Source organism: Sanyastnella coralliicola (genome assembly GCF_030845195.1).
GTDB lineage: Bacteria > Bacteroidota > Bacteroidia > Flavobacteriales_D > Sanyastnellaceae > Sanyastnella > Sanyastnella coralliicola.
In genome coordinates, this window is sequence record NZ_CP132543.1 from 2266366 (window position 1) to 2288775 (window position 22410).

The window sequence follows — 22410 nt, forward strand, 5'->3', positions numbered from 1 at the left end:
CAACATTCAACATGACACCGATTCACTACATCGAACTTTATTCTCCTGACCTTGAAAAGGTGAAGGCCTTTTACTCTGCTTGTTTCGGGTGGGAGTTTACTGATTATGGTCCTGGCTATACTGCCTTCTCGAAGAGCGGTGTTGAAGGTGGTTTCGAAAAAATTGACGGTGAAGTTGTAAATGGAGCACTCGTGGTTTTGCACCACGACAATCTTGAAGAGATTTATGAAGTTGTTCTCGCCAATGGCGGAACGATTTCCAAAGAAATCTTCTCCTTCCCAGGCGGACGACGATTTGAGTTTTTTGATCCGGTGGGGAATCTTCTTGCTGTTTGGACGGAAATCAAGGCGTAAGGCGTAAGGCGTAAGTTGATGAGTATATAAATACTTAGGCCTTAAGCCATAGGCCATAGGCCATAAGCCCACAATTCCTTATTTTCCCCCATGCGTAACCTCCTAACAATCTTATTCTTACTTCCCTCGATGCTATTCGGCCAAGTGGCTGACTATGTTCTTTACAATGGGAAGATTTATACTGCGAATGCTGAACAAGGGTTTGAGGAAGCCCTAGCTATTGACGATGGAATTCTTGTCTATGTTGGTGACAATGATGGCGTTCAGTCCTTCATTGGAGACAACACATTGTCAGTAGATCTTGAGGGAAAACTCATTCTCCCTGGGATGCATGATGTACATAATCACTTGCTCGAAGGAAGCTCTGGTGCGGGGTCGAATTGTACGTTGAGCTCTGCAGCACAGTCGACAACTCAATTAGGTCAGCAGCTTTCCGATTGTGATCCTCAGGCCAATTCAAACGGATGGATATTTGCTTACGGATTCTCCATTCTCACCTTGTTGGAATCAGATGAGAATCCGCGTGAGGTGTTGGACTCGTTCTTCCCTTCTACTCCGGTGGTCGCGATGGAAGAGACTTCGCATTCTGCTTGGGTCAACAGTGCAGCTTTAGAAGCATTGAGTATTGATGAAAACACTCCTGATCCTGAGGGCGGTTTGATCGTCAAAGAAAACGGTATCCCCAATGGAATTCTACTTGATGCGGCGGGTGATTTAGCCTTCGGTGCTGCCCTTGCATCCAACGAAGACATTGACCAAGCGAACTACGAAGGTTTGATCAATTTCGGACTTCCGGCGCTAGCTGAACAAGGAATTACAAGCATCGTCGAAGGCAGAACCTACTGGAAAAGAAACTACATCGAGACCTGGCAAGAGGTTAAAGACAATGGTGAACTCACTGCCAGAGTTGTCCTAGCCCCTTGGATTTATGCCGAAGATGCTGACGAAGAGCAGATCCCACTCCTCACTGATATGTATGATGAAGGTGACGACATGCTTCGCGTCACTCAAATCAAGTGTTACATCGATGGAATAAGCTTGAACGGGACAGCTGCACTTGATCAAGACTACGTCTACAACTTCGGTTGGCCATTCACCAATGGAACGAATTACATCGACCCAGATCGCTTAGCTGACTACATCACGCAACTTGAATTGGTTGGCTACGACTTCTTCATTCACAGTATTGGCAACAGAGGTTCAGCTGAATCCTTAGACGCCATTGAAGCCGCACGTAATGCCAATGGAGACATCGGTGCACGCCATCGCCTGACCCACATTGAATTCATGAACGAAGTAGAGTATTCACGCTTCGCTGAATTGGATGTCATTGCTGACGCCCAAGTATCAGCAAACTGGACTCAGCCAAATCAGTGGCAATGGAATGCAGACTTCGTAGGTGATGAGATCGCTGAGACCTTCATCCCGATTGGTTCTATATACGACGCCAATGGAAGAGTCACCCTCAGCAGCGATTGGGATGTCTCAACGATGAACCCGTTCCGTTCTATTCAGAACGCTGTAACGCGTGCACCCGAGAATCTCCCAACAGTTGAAGAAGCAGTGGATGCACGCACGATTCATTCTGCGTTCGTGATGCGACATGAAGATGTCACCGGAAGTATTGAGGTCGGCAAATACGCAGATATCATTTGCGTAGACCAAGACATCTTCGACATCCCTGTCAATCAGATTGCCCAAACCAATGTGACGATGACCATGCTCGGCGGTGAAGTGGTATTCAACGATGGAAGTTTCCCAGTCGGAATCGATGAAATCACCGTGGTAAGAACCAAGCGTTGGATCAATCCAAGTATCACGCGCGACTACGTGACTCTTCAAATCCCACCCCATGTCAACGGACTAGTCTCAGCTACCATACTGAATTCTTCAGGTGCTCAAGTTGGATCGATAAAGGTCAATTCAATGAGCCAGCAAATAGACGTAACAAGCTGGTCAGAAGGAATGTACACCGTGGTCCTTTATTCGGAGAACGGTAACGTTATCACTAAAGAAAAAGTGATCGTGGTGAGATGAAAAGAGGATCGCAGAAGGCAGAACGCGGAACGCGGTAGGAGCACCCCACCGCGTTCCGCGATCTACGATCAGCATTCCATGTTTTATTCTTTAGGCGCTTCGGCGCTAGCCATAACAAAGGTACCGCGACCAATGGTAACGATCATCTGATCCTCGCCTATCTCCACAAGCTTCAAGGTTTGATTTTCACCTTTGTCTGAAGCAATCTGGATTTCCATGTCGGCATAAGACCATTTCCCTAGGTCTTCGCTTCCCATGATGAATGCCTTGTAAGTTCCGTCTTCTTTAAAATGGAAAGTCATGCTTCCGAAGAAACCGGTTAGCATCTCTACAGATTCAGCATCAAGGTTCTCTTTCTCGTGAACGTCAGCGAATTTCCAAAAGCCAGCAACATCATCTGCGCTCTGAGCGAAAGTCATGCTTGAAATGGCGAAGAGGCAAAGGGTGAGTAAGAATTTCATGGGGTTGGTTTTATTGGTTAAGTAAACAAGCCCGCAACATACGAAAAGGTTTGCGGAGAGCAGAACGCGGAACGCGGTAGGCAGACCCCACCGCGTTCCGCGATCCGCATTCCGCGTTCCTACCTAACCCTTCCTTGTTCTTCATCAGAACCACTGCCTCGGTGGGCATTCTTTTGATTCGTTGCTTTACCAAAGTTGAAAGAGAAGGCCAGAGCGAACCGACGGGTGTCACGAACGCTGTTCCAGTCTGCTTCTGTTTGTTCGAGGTTATTGATGATTCCATCACCGCGACGCGTAAAGAGAATATCATTCACAGAGCATTTCAGGTTCGCTTTACCGTCCCACAACGCTTTCTGGAAACCAATGTTGATGCCTCCAAAGCTGCGCAGGAAGAGCTGCGAGTAGACCATGTCGCTGCGGTAAATCCCGCTAATGTCACCCTTCCACCCTTTTCCGAAATCAAAGGTGTTCGTCAGAGAGAGGTATTGGTAATCACCACTGGCATTGAGTTGTTGGTTGTACAACGGACTGTCAAAAGTCAGGTAGGCATATTCACCGTAGAAGTTCACACGCCAGCGTTTGGATACTGAGACCGCTCCATCAACTGAGAATGAGAAGGTTTGGCTATCAGCAATGTTACCTGGTCGACTATAGTAGATCTCATCGACGATCTCGAGTGTTTCATTGATACCATCGATCGTATTCGAGTAGCTGAAAGTACCGTTGATCATACTCCTCCAGGTGTAGGTTAGAGAGAAATTGTTCGAGAAGGTAGGCAGCAGATTCGGGTTCCCTGAATAGAAGGTGAAACGGTCCAGCGGACTAATAAATGGATTCAAATCCATGAAGTACGGACGATTGACACGCTTACTGTAGGAAAATGAAAGGAGGTGGTGATTTGCCGAATCAATTCTCCAAGTTGAGTAGAAGGTTGGGAATAGATTCTGGTAATCACGGGTAAAGGAACTATCTGATTGTTCCGCATTTCCAAGTTGATTCCCTTTCAATGAAGTGGCTTCTCCACGCAGCCCCAATTGGAAGTCTACCTTTTCAAATGACTTACTAAAATTCACATAGGCGGCGTTAATCATCTCTTCGTACAAGAAGCGGTTACTAAGACCATAGTCAGGGGTTGTCACGCCATCAACAGTGTTGGTATAGATGGCTTCATTATCCGTTTCTGTATAGGCTGATTTCACCCCAGCCTCAAACATACCGCTCCCGCCTAGAGACTTTCGGTAATCCGCCTTCACGGCATAAATATCAATGGTACTTGGAAGCTGTCCGTTGATGCGGTCTTGGTAAGTCAACACCCCAGTGCTATCATAAATGAAATTGTTAAAGACCTGGTCATTGTCCGTTTGATAGCGAACGAGGTCAGCATCAATTGAGATTTTTTGTCCGAGCGAATCTAAATAGTGAGCAAAGTAAAGCGTGTATGCCTGACTATCGAAAGTCTCTTCTTCGTCATTGTCGGCCAACACCTCTTGGATCAATGCTCCGTCTGGTTGCGCCACTATGGAAGTGTTATCTGTGTAACGTGTCGTCGGACTAATATTAAGGCGGAAAGAACCACCGAAGTTGGTGTTATCTGACGGATAGAGATCGATACCACTTCGCACGTTAAAGTACTTTCCACCGTGATTAATGAAAGAATTCTGCTTGAAGCTCGAGGTTGAGACACCCTCCGCATCGCTGTAGAAACGATTGATGTTCAGGTCCTGGTAGTTCTCCCATAGACCTGCATTCACGCTGGCATATACCCCCACCTTTTCACGGTTGTAATTCACGTTGAGATTGTTGTTGCTGTTCGCATAGGACCCCTGGCGGTATCCTGTATTGAAGTTCCCGTAGAAACCACGTAGGGCGTTTCTTTTGAGGACAATATTGATGATTCCACCACTACCGGCCGCGTCAAATTCTGCTGGTGGGTTCTCCATGATTTCAATGCGCTGAATGGAGCCTGTCGGCAATGATCGCAAGTAGTTCTCTAGCTCTGATCCAGATAGATACGACGGCTTGTCATTGATATAAACTTGAACACCTGACCGTCCTTTCAACAGTAATGAACCATCGCTATTCAGAATGATTCCTGGCGCCTTTTCCATGATGTCTAGGGCATTGCTCCCCGCATTCGATGGAAGAGCGTCAGGGTTGACGATGACACGATCTATTTGTCGCTCCACGAAAGGTACTTCTGTGGCTACTTCCGCTATGTCAATCGCTGTGGCATTGGCTTTTATGACTAACGTCGGAACGGATAAATCCTTCTCAGCAACGGTAATAGAGCGTCGGGTAATGTGGTAAGAGAGCATCCGTGCCTCGATGGTATAGTCACCGCTTGATATTTGGCCTAACACAAAACTCCCGTCTTGATCGGTGTAAACCGACTTGACAATGCTTGAATCGCTGGCTGACAAGAGAACCACCATGGCGAGATCCATGGCCTTTCCTTGTTCATCTTCGACTTTTCCTGTGACTTGAAAAGTATCCTGAGCCACGCTTGGAATGGCTAGAAGAATGAGGAGAATAGTAACTACGTTTTTCATGGTTTAGCGTCTAGTTTGGACATGAGTATGGCTTTCGGAGCAATCGCCCGATGCAATTTTGTTGGTCTGTTGTGGTGATTAGTGAATCGGCAGAGCCGAGGGTTTAGCTATGCGTATTCCAGTTTGGAGTTGGTCTTGTCATGGTGCGAGGGGTAACGGTTGTGTGCACTTCCGCTTTTAATTCAGCGCCATATTGAACGAGTAATCTCACTAGGTCTGGGTTTCGAGATTCTAAGGCATAAGACAGCGGTGTGGCTTTGCCATCTCCCTTATAGTCAGGGTCAGCTCCGTGAGCTAGTAAAAGTCGACACAGATCTACATCCCCTCGTTTACAGGCAATGATTAACGGTGTATAGACTACTGAGCTGGTGGTAGTCATACCTTCCGTGGTGGTTGTTTCCGTTACCCGATGATAACAATCAAGGTCAACCAATCCGAGTAACTGCTCAGCGCGACTATGATCTCCCACACGGAGCGCCTCGATCAAATCTTGACAAGTGAAGTTGCTCTGACTATGGTCGATGTTCACTCGACGTTGCTTGTCTTCATCGGTGCGCATGTCGATGGCTAATCCAACGGAATACACCGTAATTCCAAGGTTGTTATGGAAGACGATATCGGCTTCAGGATAGCTCAGCGCTTTCTTGATAAAAGGAAAGTCATTCGAAACGCCATCGGTATTTAGCGGACAAGCAAATTCACGTGTCAACAATAAGTCTCGAATCAAGGGTTCGTCTTTCTTGATGATGGCTTCCGCGAGAGCGATAAAATTCGTGTCTTGACAATATCCTTTGTGGTAATCGTCCACATCGATTCTGAACCCAATCTCACTGATCTGAAACTGACGGTAGCCAATGATATTGATGTCGGCATTGTATCTCATCAACCCACGCATCAGTGGCAAATCTTGTGAAGGACCTCCACTAGCGCTTTGCATACACGAGAGGTCAGCAAATTGAAGCGCATGCCTTAGTTCAGCGAAATTGCCCGAGTCAAGGTAGCCTCGAATTTGATCGCAACTGGTCTCATCTACCGGCATCTCTTGATCAGCGATCATCTCCTCTAGTAGGTGGTCAATTCGGTCAGCTTCCGCTTCTAATTCCTCTTGTGACTCCGAAGGTTGATTGGTGCCCATACAAGCTGGATCGAGTGTTGGAAGAAGCTCACGTACTCGTTCTAAGTCGCCATCGAGAACAGCACGCTCAAACTCTTCACAGTTGGGGTTCAGCTCTTCTTTGGGCTCCTCAATTTCTGGAGGGAAGGCTGAAATCAATAGAATATTCGAAGGGTCGCGTTCAGCCTCGATCTCCTGTGACGGCAGGTTCAGTGCCATGGTTAAAATCATGAGTACTGGAATCGCGAAACCGTATTTGAAGTAGTTGAAGTTGTTCGACTTCTTCCCATTCATTCGAAGAATCCGACTCTTGATCAAACTTTGGTTGTAGTTGGTAGTAATCGCCAAGGGTGCGGTGTGACAAGCGATTTTAACCAGATTCATCTGGTAGTTCTCTTTCTGGCTTTCATTCTCAGCGACTAGCAATTGATCAGTCTGGAACTCTACGTTACGCTCGATTTCCTTGCGAAGAAGCCAAACAAACGGGTTGAACCAAAGCAGTGCAACGGCCAACTCTGCAAGAATTAAATCAACACTGTGCCACTGCTTCACATGGATTCGTTCGTGATCCAGAATCTGGTCATAGGTCTCGTAATCGTACAAGGCGGGATTGATGAAAATGTACTTGAAAAATGAACAGGGCTCGGTCTTCCCTTCCACATTCACAATCACGCCTTCATCGGTAGCTAGTTTATCTTCATTGCGAGAAGCTTTTACAACTACACTTACCACTTGAGCAAGGAGATTCAATAAGAGTAGCCCAGCACCAAAAGCGTACAAGTACCACAACCATTGAAAACTACTCGTTGATTCTTCTTCGATGATGGCAGGCGCTGTAGCGCATGTTACTCCTGCGTCATCAACAGTGATGAGGTCTTCATCGGTGCCATTTTCCATGGCGAAAAATTCTTCACCTTCATCAGCAATGATCACTTCTTCAGTGGCGTCATTCTCCCAAATTGAGGCCACAAACCCTTGTTGTTCATGCCATTTCGGAAGAGATAGAAAAGGAATCATCAAGGCAAAGGCAAGGCAACTTAACAGGTACATTCGATTCACCGCGAAGAAGCTTTCTCTAGCGAGGAATAGCTTATAGAAGCAGTAAAGAATCGCAATAATGATGGATGATTTGATCAGTAATTCCATGCCTATCCTTTTTTAATGATCTTGATCAATTCATCTTTCTCGGCATCCGTCAGTCGCTCTTCTTTCGCGAAGTGTGCCATCATCTTCGTCAGGGAGTTATCGAAGAACTTCTCCTTGATATTCCCCAGGTGTTCTTTTCGATACTCTTCAAAGTCTTGAACTGGACTAAACTGATAGCTATTCGCAATCATCTCGCTCTTCAAGACTTCCTTCTTAACTAAGATTTTCACCAAGGTCGCCACCGTATTGTAGTGTGGTTTGGGATCAGGAAAAGCATCCACGATCTCTCGTATACTTGCTGCTTTCAGCTCCCAGATGATCTCCATAATCTGGTCTTCTCGTTTGGTAAGTTTCTTCATGGTGAATGAATTGATGAACCAAACGTACTAATTTTTTAGTGACATCACTAAATTTTTAGTAGCCCTCCTAAATTTTTAGGAGTTTTTAGGAATTGAGGATCGCGGGGTGCGGATCGCAGAACGCGGTAGGCTAATATCACCGCGTTCCGCGATCCGCGATCCACCTTCCAGATACAAACATTTCATCCACACTTCACACTTCCCTCGAATCGGTGACTTACCTTTGTCCAAACATTGTCTAGGAATGGCTAAAAAACACAACTATTCTGCGGGTCCGTGTATTCTACCGGACAGCGTTTTTAAAGAAGCTTCAGAAGCTGTTTTGAACTTTAACGGGATCGATCTTTCGATTCTTGAGATCTCTCACCGAAGCAAAGATTTTGTAGCGGTGATGGAGGAAGCACGTAGCTTGGTTAAGGAGTTGTTGAACCTCCCTTCGAACTACGAAGTATTGTTCCTTCAAGGTGGAGCAAGTCTGGCCTTCCTCACGACAGCATACAACTACCTTCCTGAAGGTGGGAAAGGTGCTTACATTGATACCGGTACTTGGTCATCAAAAGCAATTAAAGAAGCAAAACACTGCGGTTCAGTTGACGTGATCGCCTCTTCAAAAGAGAGCAACTACAATCATATCCCAACTGGTTACACGGTGCCTTCTGATGCAGACTACCTGCACTTCACTTCGAACAACACAATCTTCGGAACGCAGTTCCAAGACTTCCCTAGCCATGAGAACCTCATCTGTGACATGTCATCAGATATTTTCTCACGTGAATTCGACGCGAGCAAGTTTACCATGATCTACGCCGGAGCGCAGAAGAACATGGGACCTGCAGGTACAGTGCTCTACATCTTTGACAAAGACAAATTGGGCAAGACTGGAAGAGACATTCCATCATACCTTGACCTAGGAGTTCACCTAGCGAAGGATAGCATGTTCAATACACCTCCAGTATTCTCTGTTTATGTGAGCATGTTGACACTCCGTTGGATGAAAGAAATGGGCGGTATTTCAGCCATTCAAGCACGTAACGATGCGAAGGCCGAATTAATCTACAAAGCCATTGACGAAAATCCATTGTTCACAGGTCACGCGCAAGAAGACAGCCGTTCGAAAATGAACGTGACATTCCGTTTGACGGATGACTCACTTGCTGACGACTTCAACAAGCTGTGGCAGGATGCTGGAATCAACGGATTGAAAGGTCACCGTTCAGTGGGCGGTTATCGTGCTTCTATGTACAACGCTCTTCCTATTGAAAGTGTGAAGGTGTTGACAGAAGTAATGGACGAATTTGCACGCGTTAAAGCATAACAAATAGCATCATGAAAATTCTTGCGAACGACGGAATTTCACCGTCTGGAAAAGCAAAACTAGAAGCTGCAGGATTCACTGTAGTTACTGATACCGTAGCTCAAGATGAGCTCGAAGCAGCCATCAACAACGAAGGCTACATCGGACTGCTTGTCCGCAGTGCAACAAAAGTTCGACAGCCATTGATCGATGCCTGTCCGAATCTTAAAATGATCGGACGTGGCGGTGTTGGAATGGATAATATCGACGTTGATTACGCTCGCAGTCAAGGACGCGAAGTCTTCAATACGCCAGCATCTTCTTCGCTATCTGTAGCTGAGATGGTCATGACACAGCTCTTCACGCTCGCTCGCTCGGTATATGACAGCAACCGTCAGATGCCTGATAACGGTGTTTCCGAATTCAAAGCATTGAAGAAGAAATACGGAAAGGGATCTGAGCTAAGAGGTAAGACTCTTGGTGTGATCGGATTTGGTCGTATTGGTCGTGCCGTAGCAAGCTACGCCTTGGGAGCTGGAATGAAAGTAGTGGCGTATGACCTCTACCCTTCCGATGCACCTATCGAATGGCATATTGAAGGACACGGAACCATCGCGATTAAACCAAACATGGTAAGCATGGATGAGTTGCTGGCTCAATCAGACTTCATCACGCTTCATGTACCAAAGCAAGATGGTGGAACAGCCGTTCTTGGAGCAGATGAGCTGGCTAAATGCAAAGACGGGGTCATGATGGTCAACACCGCTCGCGGTGGATCTATCGATGAAGATGCTTTGATTGCTGCCCTAGACTCAGGTAAAGTTGCCTGCGCTGCCCTCGACGTATTTGAAAACGAACCCACGCCACGCGAAGATTTGATGAAGCACCCAAAGCTGTCATTGACACCTCACATCGGCGCTGCCACACTAGAAGCTCAAGATCGCATCGGTTTGGAGCTTGCTGATAAGATTATCTCAATCACAGCAGTAGCTAACAGCTAACGATTCACGTGAGCAGTAGGCAGTAGGCTGTAAGCAGCTTACCGCATACTGCCTACAGCATACGGTATACCGAGAAGACTCGCGATTGCGGGTCTTTTCCATTTTTACTACTTTGTGAATGAGACCTTTAGAACTCTCTAACCATGCCTTCAACTAAACTTATCGCACTTTTCTTGGCGTTCTGCCTTCCTTTGGTCGCCTCAGGCCAATTTGACGATGAGGCGTACATCGACACCAACCAAGGATATGGAAATAATGAGGTCATCGATTTAGATGGTGATGGGGACTTAGACATTCTCTTGTCACAGAGTCGGACAAATACCATTATATGGCACGAAAACCTTGGAAATGGTGAGTTCAGCTCAAAACAGGTCTTGGTCAATCTAGAAACCGCCATGGACGTCAAAGCAGGCGACATGGATGGTGATGGTGACTTCGATTTGATCGGATCAGCCTGGCAAGGAGAATTGATGTACTTCGAAAACCTAGGGGAGATCCAGTTCGCTGAAGGGGTGCTTCTTCATGACGAACAGAATAACTACGCCAGTGTTCGCCTTGCAGATCTAGACCAAGATGGTGATTTAGATGTTATCAAAGGAGCTGGAAACTGGTTTGAAGGGGTATCATGGTTCGAGAACTCGGGAGATGGAACTTTCTCAGAAAGCATTCCAATCCTATCAGGGTCATATAACATACGAGACATCCAAGTAGCCGACCTCGATGGTGACTCCGACCTAGATGTGGTATTTGCGGGATACTACTCCCATACATTGGGCTGGCTCGAAAATCTTGGCGGAGAAGTATTTTCTGAGCTACAAGTCGTGTCTTACAATGAATCTCATTTCTACAATACAGTATTAGCTGAAGACCTGAATGGCGATGGAGTGTTAGAACTTATCGCCAGTACAAATTTCTCTGACCACATCTTCTTATTCGAGATTCAAGACAATGACTTGTTCGATTTTGGTTCTTTCGGATATGGCAATGGACTTATTGCAACTACAGCATTTGATTTTGATGGAGACAACGACATTGATGTTCTTGCTTCGAAAGACGATGAAATTGTATGGTACGAGAATCTCGGAGGAACTGAGTTTTCAGAGGAACAGACCTTCTCTCAAACGGCTCATGGTCCTTATGATTTCGGACATGGTGACTTTAACGGAGACGGATACGACGATCTTTTGTGGTACGGGGATTGGGCGAATGCTTCTGGCTGGGTCGAAAACCTAGTTGGCGTGGACTTGGGATCAAACCACTTCCTATACAGAGGTACAGAAGGACCTGTCGGAACCGGGTTTGGGGATTTCGACGGTGATGGTGATCTCGATGTCGCTGCATTTAGCTCCAATCGCAGAACAACGTGGTATGAGAACCTCGGAGACGAACAGTTTTCAGAAGAAATCGTGATCCTGGATTATTCCGAACTCGGTTATGTTAACGTTGAATCTATGTTCTCAGAAGATTTCGACGGAGACGGAGATCCTGACTTGGTTGTTTTTGGTGGACCTGAAACAACCTTTACGCTTCTTGAAAACGACGGGAATGCCCAATTCACAGAAATCCCTTTTGGATACTACATTCCAGGTGTGCGTTCTTCAAAGACGATTGATATCGATGGTGATGGAGATCTCGATATCTATGGTCTTTCTACCGTTGATAACAATGACTTGGTGTTCTATTGTCTCAATGAGGGTAATGGAGTGTTTTCCCTCGAAACCTTCGTGAATATTAGCTCGTCTCAAACGAAGGATGTCATTGTTTTCGATTTGGACAATGATGGTGACCTGGATATCATTACCAGCAATAGCGAAGAAGAGATCATTCTATATTTCGAAAATCTCGGTGATTACAACTTCCAAGAAGCCGTAACCATACTGGAAAACTACCCTATCAATAACATCGCCGAAGGAGACCTCGATAATGATGGTCTTTCAGACTTAATCATTCCGATGACGGCTTCAATGCAAATCCATTGGAAAAGAAATCTAGGGAATGGAATGTTCTCAGATCTAGTTCAAATTGTTGATATCCTCTATGTTCAAGAAGATGCCGATATCAGTCCTACTGATTTAGACAATGACGGGGATCTCGACTTACTCATGCTAACAGAATATTCTTCTGATAGAGGAATTGCTTGGTGCGAAAATATCGGAGATGGTTCCATGATATTCGGTTCCCAAATGTCTCTTGGAAACACTTATGAGGGATGGATGGATGTGGAAGACCTCGACAATGACGGCTTCTTAGATGTGCTTTTCTGCGCAAAGAAATACGACGAGCTCGTTTGGTATCGAAACCTATTTGGACAAGGATGCACCGATAACGCAGCATGTAACTATAATGAACTCTCAACTGAAGAAGACGGGAGCTGTTGTTACGACACTTGTGGATGTACGGACGAAGAAGCAGAAAACTACAATCCTGAAGCCATTTGTTCCGACGGCAGTTGCTCTTATAGCATTGCTGGGTCTGTATTTTTTGATGCGAACTCAAATGGTTATTGGGAAGATTACGAAATCCCTTTGGCGAACCGGGAAATTGTCATCTCGCCTCAACAAATTATAGCCTACACCAACGATGAGGGACATTACTTCGTGGATGGATTGAACGAAGGGCAGTTCAACGTAAGTCACGTAATGACGGACGAATTTCCATTCGCTACTACACCGAATCCTATAAACTGGAACAACGTCAATCAACCTTGGAATTTCTCTGAGAACAACGGTGTATTTGGTGTGAGTGATCTGGCTCCGTTAAATGACATTAGCGTGTACCTCTATCCCGATGCCAACACGTATCCATGTGATGATTGGGTAACGCATCATATAGTATTCACCAATGAAGGAAACAATGAAATCTCCGGGCAAATCTCCTTGGTCTTCGACGAACTCTTTCAAGACTACATTGAAGTCAGTCCGTTAGAATCAGCAAATGACAATGTGCTCATTTGGACTTTCGAAAATCTTCTCCCCGGTCACACGGAATCAGTCGAAGTAGAGCTCAAAACCCCAACGGTTGATTTTATTGGAGAAGTGCTTGTCTCTGAGGTATCCATTTTTGGATTCTATTTCTGGGAATTGGTGGCACAAGGCGAGTCAACCTTAGTCCAAGAACTAACATGCGCTTACGATCCGAATGATAAACAGGCCTTTCCTTTAGGATACAGTGAAGATCACCTCATGCTAAATGGTACAGAATTGGATTATCTCATTCGCTTTCAAAATACAGGAAACGCACCAGCCACAGATGTTCTTGTGACCGACACAGTCAGTGAGTATCTCGACTTAACGTCTTTCGAACTCATTGATGCCACTCATTCAGTAATGGTTTCGATTGATCCTGATCAGCGAGTAATTAAGTTCTTCTTTGAAAACATTATGCTTCCTGATAGCCTGAATGACGAACCAAATAGTCATGGTCATTTCCTGTTCAAAATAAAACCACTTGACGATCTTCAACCGGGTACGGTGATTTACAATGAGGCCAACATATTCTTCGATAACAACCCGCCAATCATCACTAACACCACATGGAATACCATTCACGAATGTGGCGGTGAGGCTGAATTCTCACTTGATAGTGAAGCTTATTGCACTGGGGTGCATATTGATTTCGAAGCGACTCATCCATACATTGAAGATGTGTCTTGGAGTCTCGATGTCGTATCTATTTCGACTGCTGTGAGTGATGACTTTTTCGTATCTGACCAAGGTGAATATGAACTCTTTTTAGTTGCCAGTAACCCTCTCTGTGAGGCCAGTTCCAGTCAGATTATTGAAGTGGAAAATCTGAGTGATGCACCACCATGTATTGGAGACTTTGATTGTAACGGACAGCGAAGCACCAATGACTTGATCTTGTTTCTTTCAGGATATGGTTGCAGTGGAGATTGCCAGTTTGACATTGATGGCAATGGAATCACTTCCGTTGAAGACCTCATTGTGTTCCTTTCGGTTTTTGGCATCGATTGTTTTGAATGACCCCCTCCAACACCCGCTCCATAGTCCAATAAAAACCCTTCTTCGCGACAACACCCCCTTCTCAGAAAGGGGGTTAATGAAATGTTTTTATCTTTTTAAGCAGAACACCCCCTTTTCCTTCGTATATTCGTAGTGCTGAGTTTATTTTCAGTTAAACATTCCAGGTAAACGACTCACATGCGAGCAATGTCTTCCTCGTGTTTGCCTTTGCAACAGTTCAATGACCAACTGTGCTGGAATTACACCTGACAGTCCTTTCTGTCGACCTGTAAATACCACACCTCCGGAAGAATGAAACCCTTTCGGAACACAGTTTTCTCCAGGGCCAATGCATCCCTGATCACTTATTTAATAGACTTACTATGGGCAAGAAGATCAACTTCATTGCACTCGCGATCCTTGTTGTGATCAGCATCGCTTTTGGTTCGAACTATCCTGAACTGACTTCAAGCATTGACAAAGGAGACACGGCTTGGATGCTTGTATCAAGCGCCTTTGTGCTTTTAATGACTCCCGGACTTTCCTTCTTCTATGGAGGAATGGTCAACAAGAAAAATGTACTCTCTACGATGCTCCAAAGCTTTGTGGCTCTTGGGGTCATCTCTGTACTGTGGGTTGTTGTTGGATTCAGTCTCGCCTTCGGCGATAGCATTGGAGGTATTATCGGAAATCCCTTGACCTATTTGAATTTTAAAGACGTCGGACTTGAACCAAATCCTGACTACTCGGGGACGATTCCTTTTCTGCTCTATGCGCTCTTCCAACTCAAATTTGCCATTATCACCCCGGCCTTGATTACCGGGAGCTTCGCTGGACGTGTCCGATTTAGGAGTTACATCTTCTTCATGGTCCTTTTTTCCATCTTCATTTATGCACCGTTGGCCCATATGACCTGGCATCCTGAAGGACTTTTCCGCAATTGGGGGGTGCTTGATTTCGCAGGAGGGACAGTCGTGCATATGTCTGCTGGATTTGCTGCACTAGCAGGAGCGATTTACCTCGGGAAACGCAAAGAAGTGATTGAAGAACATGCGAATATCCCATACGTCTTGTTCGGTACCGGACTATTGTGGTTTGGATGGTTCGGATTCAACGCTGGATCTGCTCTAGGCGCAAATGGTGATGCCGTGATTGCCTTTGCGAATACAAATATTGCATCTGCTACAGCCATGATTACTTGGTTGTTCTATGAACGTATGCTCGGAAGAAAAATGTCGACGGTTGGTGCTTGCATTGGTGCGGTGGTTGGTTTGGTTGCCATCACACCAGCAGCCGGATTCGTGAATATTAGTCAATCGATGTTCATCGGATTCATTGCAGCCCTCATCTCGAACTGGATGATCTATCTCAAAAACCGTTCTGCAATCGATGATACCCTTGATGTCTTCCCTAGCCACGGCGTGGGAGGCATCGTGGGTATGATTCTTACTGGAGTGCTTGCCAACGAAGTTGGACTTGTTTATGGTGAGACTGATACCTTCCTCTACCATATGATTGCTTTGGTCATTACAGCCATTTTCACCTTTGGTGGAAGTTGGGTTCTCTTCAAAGTCGTTGATCGCTCATTGACCATGCGGGTACGAGAAGACCAAGAAGAAAGAGGCCTTGATTTGAGTCAACATGGTGAACAGGTGAATTAGGGGTACATTCCTCGATTACACTTCTCAATCGAATAAATATGATGAACAGATAGCCCTCCTCACGAGGGCTATTTGCTTTCCTTGTGAGTTGAAAGCGAAGGTGTTCCTCTGATTTTTCTAATCTTTGATCACCAACACTAAACACCGTGATCAAATCACTCTCACTCTCATTCTTAGTCTCATTCTTATTCTTCCTCTCTTGTTCGCCTCCAGCTGAAACTACCAATACGGAGCCGGTTCAGGAAACGGTAGAGACGATCGAATCGGTTGCCGAGCAGATCGATGAGTACGTCGTTGAATCATTCGAAGACTCAAAAGGGAATCTGTGGTTTGGAACCTTAAGCAAAGGAGCTGCGAAATACGATGGTGAGTCCTTAAAGTACATCACTACAAAAGACGGACTCATCGGAAATGCAGTCATCATGATTCATGAGGCATCAGATGGTTCACTTTGGTTTATTACACAATCAGGAATTTCAATCTTTGACGGAACGGAGTTTAGAAACTTCAATGAGAAAGACGGACTCAACACGAGCAGCGTTTCTCAGTTCTTCATTGATTCAAAAGACAGAATCTGGATCGGGACCTGGCAAGGTGTATGTTTGTTTGACGGCGAAACATGCACTGAATTCCCTTTACCGATTCCTGATGTGGAACTACTGCCATACCAGGCAACTGTAAACTGGGTTACTGAAATCAGCGAAGACCTTGAAGGCAATATCTGGTTTGGAAGAGACGGTTATGGTGCGTGCAAATGGGACGGCGAAAACTTCAGTTTCATTACGGAAGACGACGGACTCTACTCCAACAATATTCAAGTGATTCACCAAGACGATAAAGGTCAATTCTGGTTCGGTACCCGTCGGGCAGAAATGGACCATCCAGATCCTAGTGAACGCCATGGAAAAGGTGGATTGCAGGTATACGACGGTCAACGAATGAACGGGTTCACGCTACCCGGGTTGCAGAACAATGACTTCTATTCGCTCTATGAAGACCGAGATGGCAATTACTGGATTAGTGCCTTAGGGATTGGCTTGTACAAATACAACGGGATCACTTTCGATTTGGTAGAAGTCAATGATGACTACGGGAAACCAGTGGCCGTTCAAAACATTCTTCATGATAGCCACGGCACCTACTGGTTCGGTTGCTCAGGCGGCTTGTACAGAATGGACGACGGAGTTGTGCGCAACGTCACCGTTGAAGGTCCTTGGCAAATCGATTAGGGCAGCCCTGGCCAACATTGTATGTATTGTATAACAACACCTAAACGACATGCGACTCTTCTTATCTCTCCTCGTATTGTCTTTGACAATATCAGCTCCTGCTCAAGAATACGTCCCTTTCATTTCAACTGCCGATTCCAGCGATAGCTGGACAGAAGTCAATAGTTGCAGTGACTTTCAATGTTTCACTACTTATACTCATGGTTATACCATTGATGGTGATACCGTTTTGAATGGCGTAACCTATGCCAAGTTGATGTCGCTTTCAGTTACGATTCAAGGAGCGGTGAGCAGCGAATGGTGCACCATTGATACGAGCAGCTACTACTACTATTACGGAGGGATTAGAGAAGAAGACAAGCGCATTTATCTTAAGCGCACATTCGAGGAAGAATATATAGTCTACGATTTCAATCTCAACATTGGAGATACAGTTCCATCGCCTGCAGGAATTGCGGGTTTAGAGCAATGGCGTGTGATTGAGTCTATCGATGAAATAGAGGTGAATGGAACTTCAAGGCAACGGTATCAGCTGACAGGAAACACCTACCTCGTGGAAGGCATAGGCGCGTCTTCTGGGTTATTCAATTCAGTCCAACCAGTCCAAGGTGATTGCTGGTTCGAGATGATTTGCTACCGTGAGGAAGGAGAAAGCCATCACTTCACCTCGAATTGCGGGTTGAGTCTCTCTGTTGATGACTTCACAATTAGCTCATCCAAGAAGGAACTGCTCAAAATCGTCAATCTACAAGGACAAGAAGTCGAACCTCAACCCAACCAGATTCTCATCTACCTCTACTCCGACGGTTCTGCTGAAAAGATGGTTCATATCGAGTGATCATATTGACTTATTGTTTGATAGTTAGCGTATCTTTCTGAACGAAGCTAACATCAAGAATGAATGCGTTTTATCCTAATCATGCTAGGGATTTGTTGCTTATTACAAAGTAACGGGCAAGAATACGTTCCCTTTATCTCTACACAAGATTCCAGTGATACTTGGTCAGAAATAGTCCACTGTATAGATCAAGAATGCTTCATAACTACGCGAACCTCATATTCCATAGATGGCGACACCATCATTAACGAGTTAGAGTATAGCAAGGTGCTTCTTTTCTTAGAAAGAATCGAAGAACCGATGGAGGGAGGTACATGTGAGGCCGATACGCTTAGTTACTTTTCCCATTACTATATGAGAGAAGAAAACAAGCGGATCTATGTGATCATTTCCTTCTTCAATGAATCGCTTTCGTATGACTTCAATTTGTCAGTGGGTGATACCGTACCTAATCCTGCACTAGGCCCGTCAAATGAGGACGCACGCATCATTGATGCTATCGATGAAATTGAAATTAACGGCACTATTCGTCAACAATTTCACCTTAGCGGAGGTGCCTACATCATCGAAGGCATTGGGGCTTCTACAGGGTTATTCTCTAGAGTTAGCGAGGAAAATGGTTGCTCAAGTGAAATGACCTGCTACCAAGAAGAAGGAACAACTTTCCATTTCAATTCCGACTGTGATTTCTATTTGAACGTTGAAGAAGAACTCGCTCCAGCACTGGAGAGGGAACTGATTAAAATCGTCAATCTTCAAGGACAAGAGGTCGAACCTCAACCCAACCAGATTCTCATCTACCTCTACTCTGACGGCTCTGCTGAAAAGAAAGTCTATATCGAGTAAACCATTCCGCGCTAGCGAAATTCAAAACCGTATATTAGGCATACATATCATTTGAACGCCTATGTCGATTTACCAGCGCCTAGCGAAGATTAGTACGAAGATCATACCTCAAAAGAAGATGTTTAAACATGGGTTCAACCTCTCTCCCATGTATAGAAGATCTACGGCTCGTGTGATTGACGTTTCTGATGATCTGCATGAAGTGCGCGTTAAATTGAAGATCAGCTGGAAGAACCGCAACTACGTGAATTCTATCTTCGGTGGTAGTATGTTCTCAGCGGTTGACCCCATTCCAATGGTTCAACTCATCAACATTCTCGGGCCTGATTATGTGGTTTGGGATAAGTCTGCTGAAGTCAGATTTAAACGACCGGCCAAAGAGCATCTCTACGCGCAATTCACTTACACCGAAGAGGAAGTAGCAGATATCAAGCGGCAAGTAGCCGCGCATCAAGAAATTGAGATTCATAAACTAACGGCCTTAACCAATCACCAAGGCGACACCGTTTTCTGTGAGGTAAATAAGTTGATTTACGTAGCTGATAAATCATTCTATCGCGAAAAGCGCAAACGGAAGACTGAGAAAAATCATGGCTAGGTATTTGATGATGGGGAGGTGTTAAAATCAAACAAAGACATAACTTTCAACACTGGTTATACGTCACCCTTGAAACCAACCATCATGAAAAAGATTCTCAGCTTTTTTGCCGCCGTTCTATTGCTCGCTTCTTGTGTTGTCGAGAACGATATCTACTTCGACAAGGACTTCTCTGGTTATTCGGAAACGAAGCTTGATCTGTCTACCCTTTTCACCGCTATGGCAGAATTAGAGGGTGATACTGTTTACACAACTCAAGCTGATAAAGACCAAGCAGTGCGCAAGTTCATGATCGAATTCATGGAGGATAGCGATGAGCTATTCACTGAAATCGAGAAAGAAGTGGGCAAAGACAACTTCACTTTCACGGTAGACACGCTGAATTTGAAATTGAACATGAAGATCACCTTTGATGATTTAGAGTCACTGAATACCATCATGGCCAATAGCTATGACCCCGAAGAAGGCAACATGCCTGAATCATTTGTTTCGAAAGACGGCAAGACCCTACGGATGTGGGTTCGTCAAGGGGAAGCCGGTGAAAAAGAACTGCTTCGTGAGATCAACACGTTACACTTCAAGCATAAAATCAAGAGCTGCAACCTCGATGTAGCAAAGGTTTCAGACCACACGATCACCTACGACACCGGAGATGTGAAAGAAGGGATGATGATGGAGATTGTGCTGAAGTAATTACGGACATTGCAACTCTGGCTGCAGCGCATTCTTTTCTGGATCGTGAATCGCGATTTTGACTATCACACATTCTCCTTCGTGGAACATGCCCGTTAAACGGTCAGAAATGAACTTACCTTCATAGGTTTGTCCTTCGTATTCAAATTGATAATACACGCGAAGGAAATAGCCTCCTCCATGCCTCGTCCAAGTGGTCCTGTCTACTACTGCATGAACAATTCTTGTTTCCCGTCCAATAAATTGAAGCTCACCACTGTCTTGGAGTCTCCAAGCAACAAAGGGGCCCAATAAAATCACCGTCGCAACTAGGAATTGCAACACCCTAGTTCTTGTTTCTTTACGATGTCTCTGTTGATAGCGATCCCGCCATTCAAGGTAACGCTCCAATTCTTCATCATGTGGTTTTCCTTTAGGATCGGATTCCATTTGATTACATCCAGTTTCGGTACGATAGTTGTTTAAATGTACAACATGCGAAGTACCCTGTTTATCATCTGTCTTTCTTTTCTCTTTACCTCATGTGATTTCATGTGCGCCTACGGAGATCTTGTGGTTGAAAATCACACCGATTGCACCTTTTACATATACTCCGGTGATGATTACCTGGGTTCTATAGACGCCTACGAATCTGACTCGTATTACATCACCACCGGCACACATCACATTCGTGCAGAGGAATCTGGACTATTCGGAAGCGAACACTACTACAACGTTGACGTGACTTGTTTCAGTGAATCTATCATCAATTTAGACTCACATTAGTCAGTTTTTGATTGATGCTCAATTGCGATCTTCGCAACATGAGAAACATCTTTCTTCTTGTCTTAGCGACTCTATTTTTCGCCTGCGGCGGAACCGAATCCAACGACAAACCATCGTACCACCCTGATGCTATGTCGCTTCAAATTGAGGCCATGAAGGTGTATCACCGTAAGCCCGATAGCGCGCTCGCTGTGCTCGACAAGGCCATCCAAATGGACGAATCTTACTACCTGGCTTATAACTCAAAAGCCTTGGTTTATATAACGAAGCAAGAATATGATCGCGCTATCGCGGAATTGTATAAATCGTTGAGATGGAATGACTCCCAGGCCGAAGTTCACCTTCAACTTGGCGTTCTCCATGACGAAGTAGGTGCCGCAGAACCGGCGCAAGACGCCTATCAAGAAGCACTCGCACTCTTCGACATGCGCATCGCCGAAGGAAGCGACTTCATTCTCCAAGATCGAACCAACCGAGCCGTCTCACTAATCATGACCGGACAAGAAGAAAAAGGAGTCTCCTTACTTCAGAGTCTACATAACGAGAACGGTAAAGACCCCTTACTCACCAAAATCATGAGCGAAGTGTCTGACTCTACTCCACTGACGAAGGCTTACTTAGTGGAGCTGTTGTTCTTAGATAATTAGGGGTGACTTATTCCGGCGTCCGGCGTCCGGCGTCCGAAAAAACTAAATCACCGCATTCCGCGATCCTTATCCCGGCGTCCGGCGTCCGAAAAAGCTAAATCACCGCATTCCGCGATCCGCGATCCTTATCCCGGAGTCCGGCGTCCGGCGTCCGGCGTCCGAAAAAAACAAATCACCGCATTCCACAATCCGCGATCCTTATTCCGGCGTCCGGCATCCGGCCTCCGAAAAAGCTAAATCACCGCATTCCGCAATCCGCGTTCCGCATTCCATTTTGGTACAAGAATTGCTTAATTTTATCCAAACACTTTGTCATGCACAGAACGGCCCGTTTCCTATATATCCTACTGGTTGCCATCACCTTGGCTTCATGTTCTAGCAAGACAATGATTACCTCTTCTCCGAGTGGAGCGAAGCTCTACGTTGATGGAAACATGGTAGGCAAGACGCCCTACAAACACCGAGACGCCAAGGCTTCCTTCAGCAAGACATTCATTCGAATGGAAATGCCTGGTTATGAGACCTTGAATGCCGAAATTGTCAAAGACGATGACGTGCACGTAGGAGCGGTGATTGGAGGCTTCTTCTTTCTTATCCCTTGGATTTGGGCGCTCGAATATGATAGCAACTATCACTACGAACTTCAGCCGGTGAGTCCTGACCATCCGGAATGGGAGCTGCAGCAGGCGAATCGTCCGAAATCAAAGGTGGAGCGACTCATCGAGTTAAAAGCACTTCTAGACCAAGGAATCCTGACGCAGGAAGAGTTCGAAAAGGAGAAGAAGAAGATTCTCGAAGAAGACGATTAACATCCTATCCTATTCCGCGCTAGCGAAAAGAAACACAGGAATGCTTAC

The 22410-nt window shown here is 45.5% G+C and carries 19 protein-coding genes; 14 read left to right on the forward strand and 5 right to left on the reverse strand.

From position 1 onward, the window contains the following. Window positions 1–11: 11 nt before the first annotated feature. The gene (locus tag RA156_RS09365) at window positions 12–353 is read left to right on the forward strand and encodes a VOC family protein (RefSeq protein ID WP_306639687.1); all 342 of its coding nucleotides are present in this window, start codon (window positions 12–14) and stop codon (window positions 351–353) included. Window positions 354–443: 90 nt separating this feature from the next. Further along, the gene (locus tag RA156_RS09370; RefSeq protein WP_306639688.1) at window positions 444–2390 is read left to right on the forward strand and encodes an amidohydrolase family protein; all 1947 of its coding nucleotides are present in this window, start codon (window positions 444–446) and stop codon (window positions 2388–2390) included. Window positions 2391–2473: 83 nt separating this feature from the next. On the opposite strand, the gene RA156_RS09375 is transcribed toward RA156_RS09370, so the two are convergent. The 4 genes from RA156_RS09375 to RA156_RS09390 all read right to left on the reverse strand — a co-directional run bounded on the left by RA156_RS09375 (window position 2474) and on the right by RA156_RS09390 (window position 8019). Next, a complete protein-coding gene (locus tag RA156_RS09375; RefSeq protein WP_306639689.1) occupies window positions 2474–2851 on the reverse strand; it encodes a DUF2147 domain-containing protein in 378 nt (125 codons plus the stop codon). 119 nt (window positions 2852–2970) lie between these two features. Next, complete coding sequence (locus tag RA156_RS09380) at window positions 2971–5400, reverse strand: outer membrane beta-barrel family protein (protein ID WP_306639690.1); 2430 nt, start codon at window positions 5398–5400, stop codon at window positions 2971–2973. 103 nt (window positions 5401–5503) lie between these two features. After that, entirely contained in the window at window positions 5504–7660 is a 2157-nt protein-coding gene (locus tag RA156_RS09385) for an ankyrin repeat domain-containing protein (protein ID WP_306639692.1), read from the reverse strand. 2 nt (window positions 7661–7662) lie between these two features. Beyond that, window positions 7663–8019, reverse strand: coding sequence for a BlaI/MecI/CopY family transcriptional regulator (locus RA156_RS09390; protein ID WP_306639693.1), 357 nt, complete (start codon window positions 8017–8019; stop codon window positions 7663–7665). Window positions 8020–8263: 244 nt separating this feature from the next. Here RA156_RS09390 and serC point away from each other — a divergent pair, with 244 nt between their 5' ends. The 9 genes from serC to RA156_RS09435 all read left to right on the forward strand — a co-directional run bounded on the left by serC (window position 8264) and on the right by RA156_RS09435 (window position 20141). Next, window positions 8264–9334, forward strand: coding sequence for a 3-phosphoserine/phosphohydroxythreonine transaminase (gene serC / locus RA156_RS09395; RefSeq protein WP_306639695.1), 1071 nt, complete (start codon window positions 8264–8266; stop codon window positions 9332–9334). An 11-nt stretch (window positions 9335–9345) separates the two neighbouring features. Further along, window positions 9346–10314 (forward strand): D-2-hydroxyacid dehydrogenase, encoded by a 969-nt coding sequence (locus tag RA156_RS09400; RefSeq protein ID WP_306639696.1) that lies wholly within the window; start codon window positions 9346–9348, stop codon window positions 10312–10314. Window positions 10315–10457: 143 nt separating this feature from the next. Then, window positions 10458–14297: an FG-GAP repeat domain-containing protein gene (locus RA156_RS09405; RefSeq protein WP_306639697.1), complete on the forward strand. Its 3840-nt coding sequence runs from the start codon at window positions 10458–10460 to the stop codon at window positions 14295–14297. A 362-nt stretch (window positions 14298–14659) separates the two neighbouring features. Continuing rightward, a complete protein-coding gene (locus RA156_RS09410) occupies window positions 14660–15937 on the forward strand; it encodes an ammonium transporter (RefSeq protein ID WP_306639698.1) in 1278 nt (425 codons plus the stop codon). A 146-nt stretch (window positions 15938–16083) separates the two neighbouring features. Then, entirely contained in the window at window positions 16084–17166 is a 1083-nt protein-coding gene (locus RA156_RS09415; protein WP_306639699.1) for a ligand-binding sensor domain-containing protein, read from the forward strand. Between the two features lie 49 nt (window positions 17167–17215). Next, a complete protein-coding gene (locus RA156_RS09420) occupies window positions 17216–18004 on the forward strand; it encodes a hypothetical protein (protein WP_306639700.1) in 789 nt (262 codons plus the stop codon). A 354-nt stretch (window positions 18005–18358) separates the two neighbouring features. Then, window positions 18359–18850, forward strand: a complete 492-nt coding sequence (locus RA156_RS09425; RefSeq protein WP_306639701.1) for a hypothetical protein — start codon at window positions 18359–18361, stop codon at window positions 18848–18850. A gap of 148 nt (window positions 18851–18998) precedes the next feature. After that, window positions 18999–19448 (forward strand): DUF4442 domain-containing protein, encoded by a 450-nt coding sequence (locus tag RA156_RS09430; protein ID WP_306639702.1) that lies wholly within the window; start codon window positions 18999–19001, stop codon window positions 19446–19448. Between the two features lie 84 nt (window positions 19449–19532). After that, on the forward strand, window positions 19533–20141 hold the full coding sequence (locus RA156_RS09435; protein WP_306639704.1) for a hypothetical protein: 609 nt from the start codon (window positions 19533–19535) through the stop codon (window positions 20139–20141). Here RA156_RS09435 and RA156_RS09440 read toward each other — a convergent pair whose 3' ends face one another. After that, on the reverse strand, window positions 20142–20570 hold the full coding sequence (locus tag RA156_RS09440; RefSeq protein ID WP_306639706.1) for a hypothetical protein: 429 nt from the start codon (window positions 20568–20570) through the stop codon (window positions 20142–20144). Window positions 20571–20615: 45 nt separating this feature from the next. Between RA156_RS09440 and RA156_RS09445 the strand changes: the two genes are divergently transcribed. The 3 genes from RA156_RS09445 (at window position 20616) to RA156_RS09455 (ending at window position 22362) form a co-directional block, all read left to right on the forward strand. Next, window positions 20616–20906 (forward strand): hypothetical protein, encoded by a 291-nt coding sequence (locus tag RA156_RS09445; RefSeq protein WP_306639708.1) that lies wholly within the window; start codon window positions 20616–20618, stop codon window positions 20904–20906. A 38-nt stretch (window positions 20907–20944) separates the two neighbouring features. Continuing rightward, window positions 20945–21553, forward strand: coding sequence for a tetratricopeptide repeat protein (locus tag RA156_RS09450; protein ID WP_306639710.1), 609 nt, complete (start codon window positions 20945–20947; stop codon window positions 21551–21553). A 314-nt stretch (window positions 21554–21867) separates the two neighbouring features. Continuing rightward, window positions 21868–22362: a PEGA domain-containing protein gene (locus RA156_RS09455; protein ID WP_306639712.1), complete on the forward strand. Its 495-nt coding sequence runs from the start codon at window positions 21868–21870 to the stop codon at window positions 22360–22362. The last annotated feature ends 48 nt before the right edge of the window (window positions 22363–22410 follow it).

Excerpts from the sequence above, each read along its gene's own strand:
- RA156_RS09365 (WP_306639687.1), top strand. The coding sequence starts at position 12 with ATGACACCGATTCACTACATCGAACTTTATTCTCCTGACCTTGAAAAG.
- RA156_RS09370 (WP_306639688.1), top strand. The coding sequence starts at position 444 with ATGCGTAACCTCCTAACAATCTTATTCTTACTTCCCTCGATGCTATTC.
- RA156_RS09375 (WP_306639689.1), bottom strand. The coding sequence starts at position 2,851 with ATGAAATTCTTACTCACCCTTTGCCTCTTCGCCATTTCAAGCATGACT.
- RA156_RS09380 (WP_306639690.1), bottom strand. The coding sequence starts at position 5,400 with ATGAAAAACGTAGTTACTATTCTCCTCATTCTTCTAGCCATTCCAAGC.
- RA156_RS09385 (WP_306639692.1), bottom strand. The coding sequence starts at position 7,660 with ATGGAATTACTGATCAAATCATCCATCATTATTGCGATTCTTTACTGC.
- RA156_RS09390 (WP_306639693.1), bottom strand. The coding sequence starts at position 8,019 with ATGAAGAAACTTACCAAACGAGAAGACCAGATTATGGAGATCATCTGG.
- serC (WP_306639695.1), top strand. The coding sequence starts at position 8,264 with ATGGCTAAAAAACACAACTATTCTGCGGGTCCGTGTATTCTACCGGAC.
- RA156_RS09400 (WP_306639696.1), top strand. The coding sequence starts at position 9,346 with ATGAAAATTCTTGCGAACGACGGAATTTCACCGTCTGGAAAAGCAAAA.
- RA156_RS09405 (WP_306639697.1), top strand. The coding sequence starts at position 10,458 with ATGCCTTCAACTAAACTTATCGCACTTTTCTTGGCGTTCTGCCTTCCT.
- RA156_RS09410 (WP_306639698.1), top strand. The coding sequence starts at position 14,660 with ATGGGCAAGAAGATCAACTTCATTGCACTCGCGATCCTTGTTGTGATC.
- RA156_RS09420 (WP_306639700.1), top strand. The coding sequence starts at position 17,216 with ATGCGACTCTTCTTATCTCTCCTCGTATTGTCTTTGACAATATCAGCT.
- RA156_RS09425 (WP_306639701.1), top strand. The coding sequence starts at position 18,359 with ATGAGAGAAGAAAACAAGCGGATCTATGTGATCATTTCCTTCTTCAAT.
- RA156_RS09430 (WP_306639702.1), top strand. The coding sequence starts at position 18,999 with ATGTATAGAAGATCTACGGCTCGTGTGATTGACGTTTCTGATGATCTG.
- RA156_RS09435 (WP_306639704.1), top strand. The coding sequence starts at position 19,533 with ATGAAAAAGATTCTCAGCTTTTTTGCCGCCGTTCTATTGCTCGCTTCT.
- RA156_RS09440 (WP_306639706.1), bottom strand. The coding sequence starts at position 20,570 with ATGGAATCCGATCCTAAAGGAAAACCACATGATGAAGAATTGGAGCGT.
- RA156_RS09445 (WP_306639708.1), top strand. The coding sequence starts at position 20,616 with ATGCGAAGTACCCTGTTTATCATCTGTCTTTCTTTTCTCTTTACCTCA.
- RA156_RS09450 (WP_306639710.1), top strand. The coding sequence starts at position 20,945 with ATGAGAAACATCTTTCTTCTTGTCTTAGCGACTCTATTTTTCGCCTGC.
- RA156_RS09455 (WP_306639712.1), top strand. The coding sequence starts at position 21,868 with ATGCACAGAACGGCCCGTTTCCTATATATCCTACTGGTTGCCATCACC.